12 protein-coding genes and 1 pseudogene are annotated in these 13,967 nt (G+C 63.7%); 11 read left to right on the forward strand and 2 right to left on the reverse strand.

Annotated features, from left to right (window positions below):
• The first annotated feature begins 2 nt into the window (after nt 1-2).
• The 4 genes from BTH42_RS13170 (at nt 3) to BTH42_RS13185 (ending at nt 4,023) form a co-directional block, all read left to right on the forward strand.
• Nucleotides 3-1,151, forward strand: coding sequence for a CaiB/BaiF CoA-transferase family protein (locus BTH42_RS13170; RefSeq protein ID WP_075299910.1), 1,149 nt, complete (start codon nt 3-5; stop codon nt 1,149-1,151).
• 73 nt (nt 1,152-1,224) lie between these two features.
• A complete protein-coding gene (locus tag BTH42_RS13175; RefSeq protein ID WP_075299912.1) occupies nt 1,225-2,664 on the forward strand; it encodes an MFS transporter in 1,440 nt (479 codons plus the stop codon).
• 131 nt (nt 2,665-2,795) lie between these two features.
• The gene (locus BTH42_RS13180; RefSeq protein WP_075299914.1) at nt 2,796-3,185 is read left to right on the forward strand and encodes a hypothetical protein; all 390 of its coding nucleotides are present in this window, start codon (nt 2,796-2,798) and stop codon (nt 3,183-3,185) included.
• A gap of 157 nt (nt 3,186-3,342) precedes the next feature.
• Nucleotides 3,343-4,023, forward strand: coding sequence for a DUF4410 domain-containing protein (locus BTH42_RS13185; protein WP_075299916.1), 681 nt, complete (start codon nt 3,343-3,345; stop codon nt 4,021-4,023).
• 134 nt (nt 4,024-4,157) lie between these two features.
• On the opposite strand, the gene BTH42_RS13190 is transcribed toward BTH42_RS13185, so the two are convergent.
• Nucleotides 4,158-4,658 (reverse strand): NUDIX domain-containing protein, encoded by a 501-nt coding sequence (locus tag BTH42_RS13190; protein ID WP_075299918.1) that lies wholly within the window; start codon nt 4,656-4,658, stop codon nt 4,158-4,160.
• A gap of 99 nt (nt 4,659-4,757) precedes the next feature.
• Between BTH42_RS13190 and BTH42_RS13195 the strand changes: the two genes are divergently transcribed.
• Both BTH42_RS13195 and BTH42_RS13200 read left to right on the forward strand, forming a co-directional pair.
• Nucleotides 4,758-4,979, forward strand: a complete 222-nt coding sequence (locus BTH42_RS13195; RefSeq protein WP_075299920.1) for a zinc ribbon domain-containing protein — start codon at nt 4,758-4,760, stop codon at nt 4,977-4,979.
• A gap of 129 nt (nt 4,980-5,108) precedes the next feature.
• The gene (locus BTH42_RS13200; protein ID WP_075299922.1) at nt 5,109-6,005 is read left to right on the forward strand and encodes a class I SAM-dependent methyltransferase; all 897 of its coding nucleotides are present in this window, start codon (nt 5,109-5,111) and stop codon (nt 6,003-6,005) included.
• 124 nt (nt 6,006-6,129) lie between these two features.
• Here the strand turns inward: BTH42_RS13200 and BTH42_RS13205 are convergent, their stop codons facing one another.
• On the reverse strand, nt 6,130-8,070 hold the full coding sequence (locus BTH42_RS13205) for a bifunctional diguanylate cyclase/phosphodiesterase (protein ID WP_075299924.1): 1,941 nt from the start codon (nt 8,068-8,070) through the stop codon (nt 6,130-6,132).
• 361 nt (nt 8,071-8,431) lie between these two features.
• Between BTH42_RS13205 and BTH42_RS35445 the strand changes: the two genes are divergently transcribed.
• From BTH42_RS35445 to BTH42_RS13230, 5 genes and pseudogenes are all read left to right on the forward strand, one after another.
• On the forward strand, nt 8,432-8,575 hold the full coding sequence (locus BTH42_RS35445; RefSeq protein ID WP_178392163.1) for a hypothetical protein: 144 nt from the start codon (nt 8,432-8,434) through the stop codon (nt 8,573-8,575).
• 201 nt (nt 8,576-8,776) lie between these two features.
• Nucleotides 8,777-9,520 (forward strand): annotated as a pseudogene (phbB, locus tag BTH42_RS13215) (acetoacetyl-CoA reductase).
• A 161-nt stretch (nt 9,521-9,681) separates the two neighbouring features.
• Entirely contained in the window at nt 9,682-10,275 is a 594-nt protein-coding gene (locus tag BTH42_RS13220; protein ID WP_075299928.1) for a ParB-like protein, read from the forward strand.
• Between the two features lie 98 nt (nt 10,276-10,373).
• On the forward strand, nt 10,374-13,346 hold the full coding sequence (locus BTH42_RS13225) for a response regulator (RefSeq protein WP_075299930.1): 2,973 nt from the start codon (nt 10,374-10,376) through the stop codon (nt 13,344-13,346).
• A gap of 387 nt (nt 13,347-13,733) precedes the next feature.
• Nucleotides 13,734-13,964: a hypothetical protein gene (locus BTH42_RS13230; RefSeq protein ID WP_075299938.1), complete on the forward strand. Its 231-nt coding sequence runs from the start codon at nt 13,734-13,736 to the stop codon at nt 13,962-13,964.
• Nucleotides 13,965-13,967 lie beyond the last annotated feature (3 nt).

Below are 13,967 nucleotides of genomic sequence, written 5' to 3' on the forward strand. Positions count from 1 at the left end.
TCATGAACACTCCCAATCCGCTTCCTCTCGCCGGCGTGCGCGTGATCGAATTCACGCACATGGTCATGGGCCCGACCTGCGGGATGATCCTCGCCGACCTCGGCGCGGAAGTCATCAAGATCGAACCGCCCGGCGGCGACAAGACCCGCACACTGCCGGGTCTGGGCATCGGCTTTTTCCGCTCGTTCAACCGCAACAAGAAGAGCGTGGTGCTCGACATCAATACGCCGGACGGCCTCGCCGCCGCGGTCGAACTGATCGGTCAATGCGACGTGATGCTGGAGAACTTCCGGCCCGGCCTGATGACGAAACTCGGCCTCGACTATGCAACGCTATCGAGGAAATATCCGCGGCTGATCTACGTGTCGCACAAAGGCTTTCTGCCGGGCCCCTACGAAAAGCGCCTCGCGCTCGACGAAGTCGTGCAGATGATGGGCGGCCTGTCGTATATGACCGGACCCGCGGGCCGGCCGCTGCGCGCGGGCACTTCGGTCAACGACATCATGGGCGGAATGTTCGGCGCGATCGGCGTACTCGCGGCATTGCGCGAACGCGATTCGACCGGGCGCGGCCAGGAAGTGCAAAGCGCGCTTTTCGAAAACTGCGTATTCCTGAGCAGTCAGCACATGCAGCAGTACGCGATGACGAAGGAACCGCCGCCGCCGATGCCGTCGCGCGTGTCGGCCTGGAGCGTCTACGACGTGTTCACCCTTGCCGGCGACGAACAGCTTTTTATCGGCGCGGTCAGCGACAAGCAGTTCATCACGTTGTGCGACGTGCTGGAGCGAGCGGATCTCGCGGCGGAACCGCAATTCGCGAGCAACGCGCTGCGCGTCGCGGTGCGGCCGGAACTGCTCGCGCGTCTCGCCGACATCCTCAAACATCACCGCGCCGACGAACTGTCAGCGAAGCTCGAAGCGGCCGGCATTCCGTACGCGCCGATCGTGCGCCCCGACCAGTTGCTCGACGATCCGCACCTGAAGGCAAGCGGCGGCCTCGTGCCGATGGACACCGAAGACGGTCCCACCGAAGTCGTGCTGCTGCCGTTGTTGATGGGCGGACGGCGGCCCGGCGTGCGTCAGGCATTGGCGCGGGTCGGCGAACACACGCAGGAAATTCTCGCCCGTCTGACAGGCCGGGCCGCGGCCTGACGATCGACAAAAACGCATCCCGACGCGCACCGCAGACAATAAAACCGCCGCGGGAGACATCCAGGAGACATTGATGCAACGTGTGATCACCACGGAAATTGCGCCGCTCGCGGCAGCCGGTACCCGCACCGGATCACGGAGCGCGGCGATGCTGTCGGCGCGCATGGACCGCTTGCCGGCCACCGGTTATATGTGGCTATTGGTATTGCTGATCTCGCTCGGCGGCTTCTTCGAAGTCTACGACCTGATCTTTACCGGCTATATCGCACCGGGCATGGCCAAAAGCGGCCTGCTGAAAACCACCACCACGGCGTTCTTCGGCTTTCACGGGATTGCGGGCTTTATCGCCGCGACTTTCGCCGGTCTTTTCGTCGGGACGTTCTGTTTCGGTTGGCTGCCCGACCGCTTCGGGCGTCGCGCGGTATTCACCTATTCGCTGCTCTGGTACTCGGTCGGCTCCGCGATCATGGCCTTCCAGAGCACGCCGGAAAGCCTGATTCTGTGGCGCTTCATTACCGGCATCGGCGTGGGGATCGAGATCGTCACGATCGACAGTTACGTCACCGAAATCGTCCCGCAGCATATGCGCGGCCGCGCGATGGCGTTCAACCAGATGGTGATGTTCGCCGCCGCGCCGGTTGCGGCGATCCTGTCCTACTGGCTGGTGCCGACCACGCTGTTCGGCATCGACGGGTGGCGCTGGGTGGTGCTGCTCGGCTCGCTCGGCGCGCTGCTGGTGTGGATCATCCGGCGCATCGTGCCCGAGAGTCCGCGTTGGCTCGCCTCGCACGGCCGCGAGCAGAAGGCCGAACGGATCGTCGAGAAAATGGAGGCGAAGGCGCTCGAGCAGTTGGGCCGGCCGCTGCCCGCACCCGCGGAAACAGTCGAGCAGCCGGTCCATCGACGCGCGTCGCTGGCCGAATTGCTGCAGCCGCCCTACCGTGCGCGTCTGATCATGCTGATCGTTTTCAACTTCTGCCAGGCGATCGGCTATTACGGTTTCGCGAACTGGGTGCCGACGCTGCTGATCGGGCAAGGCATTACGGTCACCAAAAGTCTGCTGTATTCGTCGGTCATCGCGATCGCGCTGCCGGCCGGCCCGTTGCTCGCGATGCTGTACGCGGACCGGGTGCAACGCAAATGGCTGATCGTCGGCGCGGCGCTCGCGGTGATCGTGTTCGGCCTGCTGTTCGGGCAGATGAAAACCGTCGGCCCGTTGATCGTGCTTGGCGTGCTGATCAGCCTCGCGGGCCAAACCATTTCGGTGTGCTATCACACTTACCAGTCGGAGCTTTTTCCGACCGCGGTACGCTGCCGCGCGAATGGGATCGTGTATTCGGCCAGCCGCGCCGGCGCGATGATGTCGGGCTTCATCATCGCGTTCCTGCTGCGCGACTTCGGCGTTCCGGGTGTATTCACCGGTATTACCGCGTGCATGGTGATCGTGATGATCTCGATCGGTGCGTTCGGTCCGAAGACGAACGGGCTGCGGCTCGAGGAAATCAATCGCTGACCAGGCGACGGATCCAGCGAGCGGGCGGGATCGGGAAAGCGCCGAAGCGCCGGGAATCGAAGGCAGGGTATGCTTGAGAATCGGCTGCCGATTCCCATTTACCGTTCGTGAAACCCCGCAATCCCTCCCCGTTGCCGCCTCCCTGGCCGTTCCCGCCCCGTCGCGATGTCGCCGGGCGGGGTTTCGGCGACCTCGTCGCGCTTCAATATCGCGGCGCGAACCTGTGGCTCTGGCGCTGCAAATGCGGCGTCCAACTGACCGCCGGGCTCGATGCGGTGGAGCGCGGCCAGATGCGCGATTGCGGCTGCCGCGAGCAGCGTCGCGTGTGGCGCTCCCGGCCCGGCTCGACCGCGCTGCGCGGCGGCGAAGTGTTCGGCCAGCTGACCACCGACCGCTACGCCGGCAACGGTTTGTGGGTGTGCCGGTGCGAATGCGGTGCCGAGGTGAGCGTGAGCGCCGGGCGGCTGCGGCTCGGCAAGGCGCGTTCTTGCGGTGGTTGCGCGGGTGGTTCGATCGACTGAGCGGGGTTGGTCACGTACCGGCCTCGCGCAGCCGCCGCAATGTCGCTTTCGTTCCCGCACCGTTGTACTAGGCTTTAACGCTATGGCGACCGCGCTTTCGTCTCTCCGGCGCGTGACGGTACCGCACAAGAAGTAAAAAACGGCGCGGAGGTGCGCGATGATGTCCCGATGGATGCGAATGCTCGGTCTGGCGATATCTGTGTGCGCCGGCTCACGCGCCTGTCTGGCGGCGGATGCATCGACCGCTGGCGCGCCGGCGCTCGCTTCTACAGTCGTCTACGTGGCCAATTTCGATCTCGACGCCGCCAACGTCACCACCGACAGCGGGCCGGCCAACCGTGCGCGCGGCATCGTCGGTCATCTGTTGCCAGAAGGGCCCGTGCGCCAGCAGCACGATCCGCAGGTACGGGCGCAAGAAGTCGTCGAACTGATGGCGCAATCGCTGACCGACGATCTGAAGAAGGCCGGCGTCGACGCGCGCCGCGTCATGCCGGGCGAGCCGCTGCCCCACAGCGGCTGGCAGGTGCGGGGCGTGTTTCTCAGTGTCGACGAAGGCAACCGCGTGCGTCGCGCGATGGTCGGCATGGGCGCGGGCCAGAGCCAGTTTCAGGTCGCGGTGTCCTGCGATAGCCTCGCGGCGCCGGATTTGCCGCCGCTCTATGAAAGCGTCGATACGGGCGCGAGCCGGAATATGCCGGGCGCGGTGATCAAGCTCAATCCATACGTGATCGCCGCGAAGGTCGTGCTGTCGGGGCGCGATGAAAAGACGGCGATCAGAACGAGCGCCCAGCAGATTGCCGACGCGCTCGTGCAGAAGCTTCAGGACGGGGCGAAGTAGAAGACGGGAGTCACCGCGAAATTACCCGCCGGGCTCGAAACGTTCAGGAACGTGTGTGGATGCACGCTCTCCACGCTGAAATATCGGTAATACGGTGTGGCCGTTAATACCGCTCAAGGTGTTGTCATTAACTTCTACGTATCCGCTCGAACACGCGTGTCTTTACCCAGATGCGCAGCGACCGCCGCAGTCAGCGAGAAACTGCGCAACTCCTCCGGCGACGCCAGATACGCGGCGACAATCTCGCGATTATCGAGCCGCAATTCGGGCAGGCTATCGAGATGCAGTTCGAAGAAATGCACGCGGTCTCTTCTTCCGTCCCAGAAACCGCTGACGCTGCCCGCCGCTATCAGCGGATAAGCCGGCAGACCGATTTCCTCTTCCATTTCCCGCTGCGCCGCCACGACAGGCGTCTCACCGGCGTGGATACTTCCACCGGGAAGCCCCCACTCGGCGCGGTACGATGTCTTCACCAGCAACAACGCCCCGTCGACGTAGATGGTGACCAGCGCGCCCTCATGGTCGGGTCGCCGAACGTGCCACCAGGCGCGAGCCAGTTGAAAGCCGACGCGAAGCGCGACGCGCCAGAGCGCATCGACAAGCGAACCTCGTTGGGTTCGCTCAACGTAGGGCATAAGGTCTCTCCTTCACTGTGATGATTGAAGATAATGCGGTTCGCCGCGTTCGAGCGGCCGAGGTGATTCAGGTATCTGTCAGACGATTTCTATTAAACCATGCCCATCTACGACTACGAATGCCCAAGCTGCGGTCTATTCGAGGCACGACGCATGATCGCCGAGCGCGATAGCGAGCTGTGCTGTCCGGCCTGCGGCCGTCAGGCTTCACGCCATGTGAATACGAAAGCCGCGAGTCTCGCCGGCGTCTCTTCGACTTCCGACGAAGGCGCAGGCAGCTATGGGATGCGCCACGCCGGTGGTTGCCTCTGCTGCCGCTGAACGTTGTTGCCGCCGGCAATCCGACTACCGCGCGGCGCGGGCGCCACTCTCGCATCCATGCGGGCGGCCGTGGGCAAATCGCGGCGCTAACGCGTATCCTGTCGCCTACTTCCAGCCTTCGTTGATTCGATGAAAACCACCCGCCCGCCGCTCGCTCATACGTTCACTTCGACACTCACGACCACCGCCGCGTTTCTCGCGCTCACCCTGACAGGCTGCACGTCCTCCGCATTGAATGCGCAGGATTCATCGCCCGCAGGCACCGCGCAGTCCACCGTTACCGCAGGATCACTTGATGCCGCCATCAGCGGCCCCCAGCGCAGCAACCAGGCGCGCGCCCGGGACGTCTATCGTCATCCTAAGGAAACGCTGCAGTTCTTCGAACTCGCGCCCACGCAAACCGTGCTGGAAATCGCCCCGGGCGGCGGCTGGTACACCGACATACTCGCGCCCTATCTCCACGCTTCCGGTCAGCTGTACGAAGCGCAGTACGTGAGCACGTCCGCCGATCTCGTCGCCGCGGACGCCGCGACCGACCGCAATTTCCGCGGCAAGCTCGCGAACAATCCGGCGCTGTATGGGAAGGTAGTCGTCGGCACGCTGCAAGCAGGCCAGCTCGAAGGCTTCGACGCCGACGCGAAATTCGACCGGGTCTTCACGTTCCGGAACATCCATAACTGGATGAAGGACGGACAACTCGATGCGAACCTGCGCGCGTTTTATCGGGCGCTCAAGCAGGGCGGCGAACTCGGCGTCGAGGAGCATCGCGCGCGGCCGGGAACAAGCGTCCAGCAAATGATCGAATCCGGCTATGTGAGCGAAGCGTTCGTGATCGAACACGCCCAGGCTGCCGGCTTCGTGCTGGTCGCCCGCAGCGAGATCAACGCGAATCCGCGCGATACCAAGGACTATCCGCATGGCGTCTGGTCACTGCCGCCAACCTACAAAGGCGGCGACGTCGACCGCTCACGCTTTGCCGCAATCGGCGAATCGGACCGGATGACGCTGCGGTTCGCGAAGCCTTAGAAACAAAACAGCACGCATCCGATTCGTGAGCACAAACACACACGCACGCAAGCACAAACACGGGCACCAACGCAAACGCACTCTTCGCAAGAGCGGCTCTCCGCGGAACGCAGCGGCGCGTCGCTCAGCCAACCTCCGCAACCACCGCCCCCGGCAACAGGCACCGCTGCGCCAACGCACAGGTCTGCGCCGGCTCCACCGGCTTCGCAAACAGAAATCCCTGCGCCAGCTCGGCGCCGGCCGCCCGCAGCGCGGCCAGCTCATCGTCCGTCTCGACGCCTTCCACGATGGTTTCGACGCCCATGTCGCGACCCAGCGCGAGCAGCGACTTGACGATCTTGTGGCTGGTGCGGACCGCATCCATCCCGCGCACGAAGCTGCGATCGATCTTGATCTTCGTAAGCGGCAGCGTATGCAGATACGACAGGCTCGAATAGCCGACGCCGAAATCATCGAGCGACACGCCGCAGCCGATTGCCCGCAGCCGCGCGGCCGCCTCCTGCACCGGATCGATCTCGCGGGCCAACGCGGTTTCGGTGATCTCGAAGTCGAGCCGCGACGGATCGAAACCGCTGTCGTGGATCAGCCCGAGAAGCTCCGACATCGTCTCGCGCGAAGCCAGATCGAGGGTCGACAGATTGAACGCCAGCCGCACCGGATCCGGCCAGCGCAACGCGGTGGCGAGCGCCTTCTGCAACAGCACGCGCGTCAGCCCGCTGATCACGCCGATCCGTTCGGCCACCGGAATGAAATGGTCGGGCGGAACATGGCCGAGCACCGGATGCGACCACCGCGCCAGCGCTTCGAAACCGAACACGCGCCCCGTCGCTATATAGATGATCGGCTGGAACACCACCGATAGTTCGCGCTCCAGATCCGCCATCTGCAACGCCTGCTCGATCAGGGAACCGCGCCGGATCGCGGCGTCGTGAGCCGCGGAAAACATCACCACGCTGCCGCGCCGGTTGCGCTTGCCCGCATACAGCGCGTAGTCGGCGAACTCATACAGCTGCACCGCCGTCGAGCAATGGTCCGGATACATCGCGAAGCCGATCGAGCCGGAAATCTGCACCGCCACATCGCCGGCGACGACCGGTTCGCGCAGCACCCGGCACACCCGTTCGCCGAGTGCCAGCAAATCGTCGCTGCAGGAGAACTCCGAGACCAGCAGCCCGAACTCGTCGCCGCCCAGCCGGGCCAGCCGCAAACGCGGGGTGATCAGGAGTGCGAGACGCTCGCCGATCTGCCCCAGCACCTTGTCGCCGATCGCATGACCGTGGATGTCGTTGACCGGCTTGAAGCCGTCCAGATCGATGACGCCGACCGCGAGCGAAGTCTGGCTCGCAACCGCGGCCGCGCAGGTCGCGTCGAGTTCGTGAAAGAACGAGCGCCGGTTCGGCAGACCGGTCAGGCTGTCCAGATTCGCGAGCCGCTCGTTTTCCGCGCGCGCGTCGACCATCCGCGTGAAATCGCGGTAGTGGTTCAACAGGAGCACCAGCATCGCGGCGGACACGAGCGCGGTATTGACCGCGATCGCGCGAAACACGATGTTCTCCGACAACAGGAAGAACACGAAGAACGCGCCATTGACGATGAGCGCCACCGTAATCGCCGCCGGCCGCAGATGCATCAGCGAAAAAATCACGCCGATCACCGTAATCGCCATATAGAACGCGACGTGCGCCTGCGCGTATGCGTCCCCATAGCGGGCCAGCGACAGCGCCCATGCGGTGAAGCCGACTGCCATCACCACCGCGAGCCGGTTGGTGCGCGCCAGCGCCCGCTCGGCGACGGCGAGCGAGGGCCGCACGCGGTTCGAGCGCGCCCATTTCCACGCCCGCAACGCACTGAACGCGGTCAACGCGACCGGCACGTGCACGACCAGCCAGGCCGGCGCGGACCGGTAATGCGTGATGACGAGCGCCCAGCTGTTGGCGATCAGCATCAGGTACATCAGCGGCATCTGATGCCGGAACGCGTCGAACTGCGCGTTCAGTAGCCCGGGGTTGCCGCGCGGGATCGAAGCCAGCGATCGCAACCGGCGGAAAACAGAGTGAAAGGTCATCGCTTGACAACAGTGCCGGTGGTGGCGCGCCCGCGACGAACAGCCATCGTGAGGCTGCGAGTGCGGCGCGTGCGCGCTATAACGGCATGCGTTTTGCATTCTTGAGCCGCCCGCGAGAGCGATCGCAAGACGCCCGGCACGGAGCGTTTTCTTCAGAGGAAAGCAGCCAATGAGCACTGCCGATTCCGCAAAAAATCGCAACCCGCGATCTGTCCGAATAGCGTGAATTACGGACAGTGTCCGAAACCTCCGCTCTGATGATATGCTCCGTTTAGAGTAAACATTCTAATTTCGGATGCAGGTCGTTATCTACTTTTCCCCGCGTCGCGTGGAGCCGGCGAGCGTCTCGCCGTCCGCGGCCATGACGCTCTTCTATGAAGCGCTTGTCGCGCCCTTTTATGCGTCCGCCGACGACGCGTTCACCTGGGCGCGCAAGCTGACCGACTGGAACCTGCAGGCAGGCCGCTCGCTTCTCGCGACTGGCGGCAGCGCACGGCCCCGATAAGCCGTCGCTCGCCGTACTTCGAAACTATCTTCGCGCAATAGCAAAGCCTACAAAAACCCGCGCAGTTGAATCAACGCTGAAGCCGACGCCTCTCACGAGGAGAGCGCCGGCACTGTGTTGCGACAACGCAATGGCGGGTCGTGCGAGGCAGCCATTGGGTTTTCATGATCCTCGCAGCTATGACTATTACGGATGGACAGGATGACGAAGCGAATTGCCGTTGTGACGGGTGGTATGGGCGGCCTCGGAGAAGCAATCAGTATCAGACTGCACGACGCGGGTTATGCGGTGGTCGTCACCCATTCGCCGAACAATCGCCACGCGGCTGCGTGGCTGGCGGAAATGGAAAAGCAGGGCCGCAATTTTCTCGCGTATGAAGTCGACGTGGCCGACTACGATTCGTGCCAGCACGTAGCGGCCAGAATCAGCGCCGATGTGGGCGCGGTCGATATTCTCGTGAACAACGCCGGCATCACCTAGGACATGACGCTGCGCAAGATGGACAAGGTCAACTGGGACGCGGTGATCCGCACCAATCTCGACTCGGTCTTCAACATGACCAAGCCGCTGTGCGAAGCGATGGTGACGCGCGGCTGGGGACGTATCGTCAATATTTCGTCGGTCAACGGTTCGAAAGGTTCGGTCGGCCAGACCAATTACGCGGCGGCCAAGGCGGGCATGCACGGCTTTACCAAATCGCTGGCGCTCGAAGTGGCGCGTAAAGGCGTGACCGTCAACACGATTTCGCCGGGCTACCTCGCAACGAAAATGGTCACCGCGATTCCGCAGCAGATCCTCGACACCAAAATCCTGCCGCAAATTCCGATGGGGCGTCTGGGCAAACCGGGGGAAGTCGCGGCACTGGTCGCCTATCTGTGCTCGGACGATGCCGGCTTCGTGACCGGCGCGAATATCGCGATCAACGGCGGCCAGCACATGCATTGAACGTGAAGCGCAACGCGCGCCGCCGCGAGAAGCGGTGTCGCGCGTCGCGCCCGGCCGGTCGCGGCACGCCGTCTGCTAATGCACGGTTGCACGACTTGAAGTGGCCGGCGCAGCGCGGCAGCAGATGTCCGCGCGTGCCGGCCCGCGACCGGGGGTATCGAATGAAGACGCTGGATATCGAGCAACTGCGACCGACTCAATACACGCACGGCCTCAGGGAAGTGCGCGGCAAGACGAAACAGTACCGCGCGCTGTCGGGCCACGACCTCGACATGGCGATCGCCGAAAAGCCGGTCCCCATCGTGTACGGTCCCGGCGAGATCGCGCATCTGATCGACCATCACCACGTCGCCAACGCCCTGTGGCAAACCGGCATCAGGAGCGTGCCCGTCGTACTCGTGCGAGACCTGTCGACGCTAACGACTGCGGATTTCTGGCTCACCCTCGAAAACAACCGCTGGACCTATCCGTACGATTCCCACGGTCAGCGCGTGCCCTACTCCGAAATGTTCCGCCACGTGTGGGACCTGATCGACGACGAATTCCGCAGCCTGTCGGCGGCCGTGCGCGACGCGGGCGGTTACGAAAAGACGCAGGTTCCATTGGCGGAATTCCGCTGGGCGGATCTGTTCCGTCGACAATTCGAGGTTCCCACCAGCGACGCCGAATTCGACGCGCTCGTTAGCCGGGCCGTCGCGCTCGCGAAATCGCCGGTCGCGCTCGGCTTGCCCGGCTATCTCGGCAAGGACCGCTAATCCGCCCGCACCCGTGCGGCCGAATCGCTTCCGCGTGCATTACCGAGTGCATTAAAATGAGCGCCCAATCGACAGTCGTCGGTGCAAGGTGCCTACCCATGCAGGTTAATGATCAGAGCGTCGCCGGCGCGACGTTGTCCGGCAACGGCCACTTCGAACTAATGATCGAGCGCGTGAGGGATTACGCGATCTATCTGCTGACGCCGGCGGGCCTCGTCAAAAGCTGGAATGAAGGTGCCGAACGCATCAAGGGCTACTCGGCCGCCGAAATCATCGGCCAGCACTTTTCGCTGTTCTACACCGCCGAGGATCGCGCAACCGATCTGCCGGCCCGCGCGCTGGACATCTCCGTGCGCGAAGGCAAATTCGAATCGGAAGGCTGGCGGGTGCGTAAAGACGGCTCGCGTTTTCGCGCGCACGTCGTGCTCGACGCGCTGTTCGACGACGCCGGACATCACATCGGCTACGCGAAGATCACGCGCGACATCACCGCCGAATACGAAGCGCGCCGCTCCGCCGAACAACAGAATCAGCTCGCGCTCGATGCGCGCAATCGCGAGTATCAGGAACTGCTGCGCCTGTTCGAACAGGCACCGGGATTCGTCTGTTTCTTTCGGGGTCCCGAGCATGTCTATCAGTTGCAGAACAGCGCGCATCACCGCCTCGCGGGCTTTCGCGACATTCTCGGCAAGCCGGTCCGGCAGGCGCTGCCCGAACTCGTCGGCCAGGGGTTTTTCGAACTACTCGACGAGGTCTACCGCAGCGGTAAGGCCTTTGTCGGCCGTGCGCTGCCGCTAAGAGTCGATCCGCTCGCGGCCGAAAAAAACGAAGAAGGCGAAGTGCGTTTCATCGACTTCGTGTATCAACCGATCGTCGACGACCACGGCGCCGTGGTCGGCATTTTCTCGCAGGGTAATGACGTCACCGAGCAGGTACTCGCGCAACAGGCGCTCGAACACAAGCAGGAAGAACTCGAACGACTCGTGCTCGAGCGCACCGCGGCACTGGAAAAGACCAGTCAGACGCTGCAACTGGCCAGAGAACTTCATCTCGACAAAGCGCATCTGCTGCAACTGTTCGAGCAGGCGCCCGGCTTTATCTGCGTGCTGAAAACCGGCCAGCACATCTTCGAACTGGCCAATTCGGCCTACCGTAGCCTCGTCGGCGAACGCGATCTGGTCGGCCGGCGCGTGCAGGACGCGTTGCCGGAAGTGACGGAACAGGGCTTTATCGAACTGCTCGACCGGGTATTCCGCACCGGTCAGCCGTTCGTCGGCACCTCGGTACCGGTGAAGATTCAACCGCGGGATAGCGCAAAACTGGAAACACGCTTCCTCGATTTCGTCTATCAACCGATCAGCGGTCCCGACGGCGAGGTCATCGGCATCTTCGTGCAGGGGCACGACGTCACCGCGCAAAAGCTCGCGCAAGACGAGTTGCAGCGCTACCAGACGAGCCTCGAAGCACTGGTCCAGGAACGCACGCGCGAACTCGAACATACGCAAACCGCGCTGCAACGGTCGCAGAAGCTGGAGGCGATCGGCAAGCTGACCGGCGGCATCGCGCACGACTTCAACAACATCCTGCAGGTGATCGGCGGCAATCTTCAGTTGCTGCAATCGCACCTGATCGACGACTGCCCGGCGCTGAACCGCGTGAATACCGCCACCAGCGCGGTGGAGCGCGGCGCCAAACTGTCGTCGCAACTGCTCGCGTTCGCGCGGCGCCAGCCGTTGCAGCCGGTCGCGACCAATCTCGCACCGGTGATCACCGGCATGGACGACATGCTGCGCCGCGCGCTGGGCGAATCGGTGATCATCGAAACGGTGCTGGCCGGCGGCCTGTGGAACGTGCTGGTCGATCCCAACCAGCTCGAAAACGTCGTGCTGAATCTCGCGATCAATGCGCGCGATGCGATGCCGGACGGCGGCAAGCTGTCCATCGAACTCGGCAACTCGATGCTGGACGACGATTACGTCGCCTCCGACGACGACTTGCTGCCCGGTCAATACGTTCTACTGGCGATTTCCGATACCGGCGTGGGCATGACCCGCGAAGTGATGGAACGGGCCTGCGATCCGTTCTTCACGACCAAGCCCGAGGGGACGGGCACCGGACTGGGGCTGTCGATGGCCTACGGCTTCGTCAAGCAAAGCGGCGGCCACTTCAAGATCTATAGCGAACCCGGGCACGGCTCGACGATCAAGATCTATCTGCCGCGCTCGCATGAAGCGGTCGTGCAAACCGCGCCGCCGGTCACCCTCGCGGTGGTCGGCGGCAGCGAGACGATTCTGGTTGTCGAAGACGATCTCGCGGTGCAGGCGACCGTCGTCGAAATGCTGCGCGAACTCGGCTATCACGTGCTGAAAGCCGACAACGCCGAGAGCGCGTTAGGGATCCTCAGAAGCGGCCTGTCGATCGATCTTCTTTTCACGGACGTCGTGATGCCCGGCACGATGCGCAGTCCGGATCTGGCCCGGCGCGCGAAGGCGTTGCTGCCGGACATCGAAGTTCTGTTCACGTCGGGCTATACGCAGAACGCGATCGTTCACGGCGGTCGTCTCGACGCCGGCGTGCATCTGCTGACCAAGCCTTACCGGCGCGAACAGTTGGCGCGCAAGATCCGGCATCTGCTGTCGAACGGCCAGGCCGCGGCGCTCGCCCGCGCCGAACCGCCGGCCGCCGAAACCGAGGCGGCTGTGCCCTCACCCTGCCGGGCGCTGCACGTACTCGTCGTGGAAGATCAGCCGGACCTGCGCGAGATGGCCGTCGAGCTGATCAGAATGATGGGCCATCACGCGCAAGCGGCCGCGAGCGGCGAAGAAGCGATCGAGGTGTTCGCGCGGAGCGGCTTCGACGTGCTGCTGACCGACGTCGGACTGCCGGGCATCGACGGCGTCGAACTATCGCGCCAGCTCGTCACCGTGAAGCCCGGACTGCACGTGATTTTCGCGTCGGGATACGGGCATGCGATCGGCGATGGCGCGGATCGCCTCGGCACGGTTCTGCCGAAGCCTTACACGTTCGCGGGACTGGAAACGCTGCTTGCCAGCTTCAGCGGCGAGGATTAAACCGCCGTCGAATTGCGCCCGCAGGGTTGCGCGAGCGCTTGCGCCGTTCCCGCCGTTCGCGCTGCTCGCACCGCATAGGCCGCGCGCCCGATATCGCCTCGTGCTTCGCTTAATCCCTGTATTTCCGGGTACTTGCGCTGTCCGTCCGATTGGCCCGCGTTCCGTACATCTCTGCTCGCGAGACCGTCTGCTTATACTGGTTGCGCCCCATTTGGGGTAGCAGCAAGGTTCCCTTGGGCGTATTGCGACCGGGCCGCTCGTCGGGCCGGTCGCCTTTTTCCGTGGGGAACTCGCCGCTTTCGTTCGGTGCCCCGCGGAACATAACTTGCTATTCACTGACGATGCAAAGGACGCGTCGTGGATTTCGAAGTACTGGCAGGTGAAGCAATGAAAATGTCGCACAAACTCAGATCATCTCCGGCGGGCCCCGCCTGGGGTTTGCTGCTCGGTCTGGTTCTGACCGTTGCCGGCGGGGGGCTATGGCTCCATGCGCACGCAGCACTCGATCGCGCGGATGATCTGCTCGCGATCGCCGCGTTGCTCGCCGGCGTGTTCGTGCTGGTCTATTCGGCGCGCGAACTTCGCCGCTGTTCACGCGCTTCGCGGATGCATCGCTGACGG

Origin of the sequence: Burkholderia sp. SRS-W-2-2016, assembly GCF_001931485.1 — a bacterium.
GTDB lineage: Bacteria > Pseudomonadota > Gammaproteobacteria > Burkholderiales > Burkholderiaceae > Paraburkholderia.

Excerpts from the sequence above, each read along its gene's own strand:
- BTH42_RS13170 (WP_075299910.1), top strand. The coding sequence starts at position 3 with ATGAACACTCCCAATCCGCTTCCTCTCGCCGGCGTGCGCGTGATCGAA.
- BTH42_RS13175 (WP_075299912.1), top strand. The coding sequence starts at position 1,225 with ATGCAACGTGTGATCACCACGGAAATTGCGCCGCTCGCGGCAGCCGGT.
- BTH42_RS13185 (WP_075299916.1), top strand. The coding sequence starts at position 3,343 with ATGATGTCCCGATGGATGCGAATGCTCGGTCTGGCGATATCTGTGTGC.
- BTH42_RS13190 (WP_075299918.1), bottom strand. The coding sequence starts at position 4,658 with ATGCCCTACGTTGAGCGAACCCAACGAGGTTCGCTTGTCGATGCGCTC.
- BTH42_RS13195 (WP_075299920.1), top strand. The coding sequence starts at position 4,758 with ATGCCCATCTACGACTACGAATGCCCAAGCTGCGGTCTATTCGAGGCA.
- BTH42_RS13200 (WP_075299922.1), top strand. The coding sequence starts at position 5,109 with ATGAAAACCACCCGCCCGCCGCTCGCTCATACGTTCACTTCGACACTC.
- BTH42_RS13205 (WP_075299924.1), bottom strand. The coding sequence starts at position 8,070 with ATGACCTTTCACTCTGTTTTCCGCCGGTTGCGATCGCTGGCTTCGATC.
- BTH42_RS35445 (WP_178392163.1), top strand. The coding sequence starts at position 8,432 with ATGACGCTCTTCTATGAAGCGCTTGTCGCGCCCTTTTATGCGTCCGCC.
- BTH42_RS13220 (WP_075299928.1), top strand. The coding sequence starts at position 9,682 with ATGAAGACGCTGGATATCGAGCAACTGCGACCGACTCAATACACGCAC.
- BTH42_RS13225 (WP_075299930.1), top strand. The coding sequence starts at position 10,374 with ATGCAGGTTAATGATCAGAGCGTCGCCGGCGCGACGTTGTCCGGCAAC.
- BTH42_RS13230 (WP_075299938.1), top strand. The coding sequence starts at position 13,734 with ATGAAAATGTCGCACAAACTCAGATCATCTCCGGCGGGCCCCGCCTGG.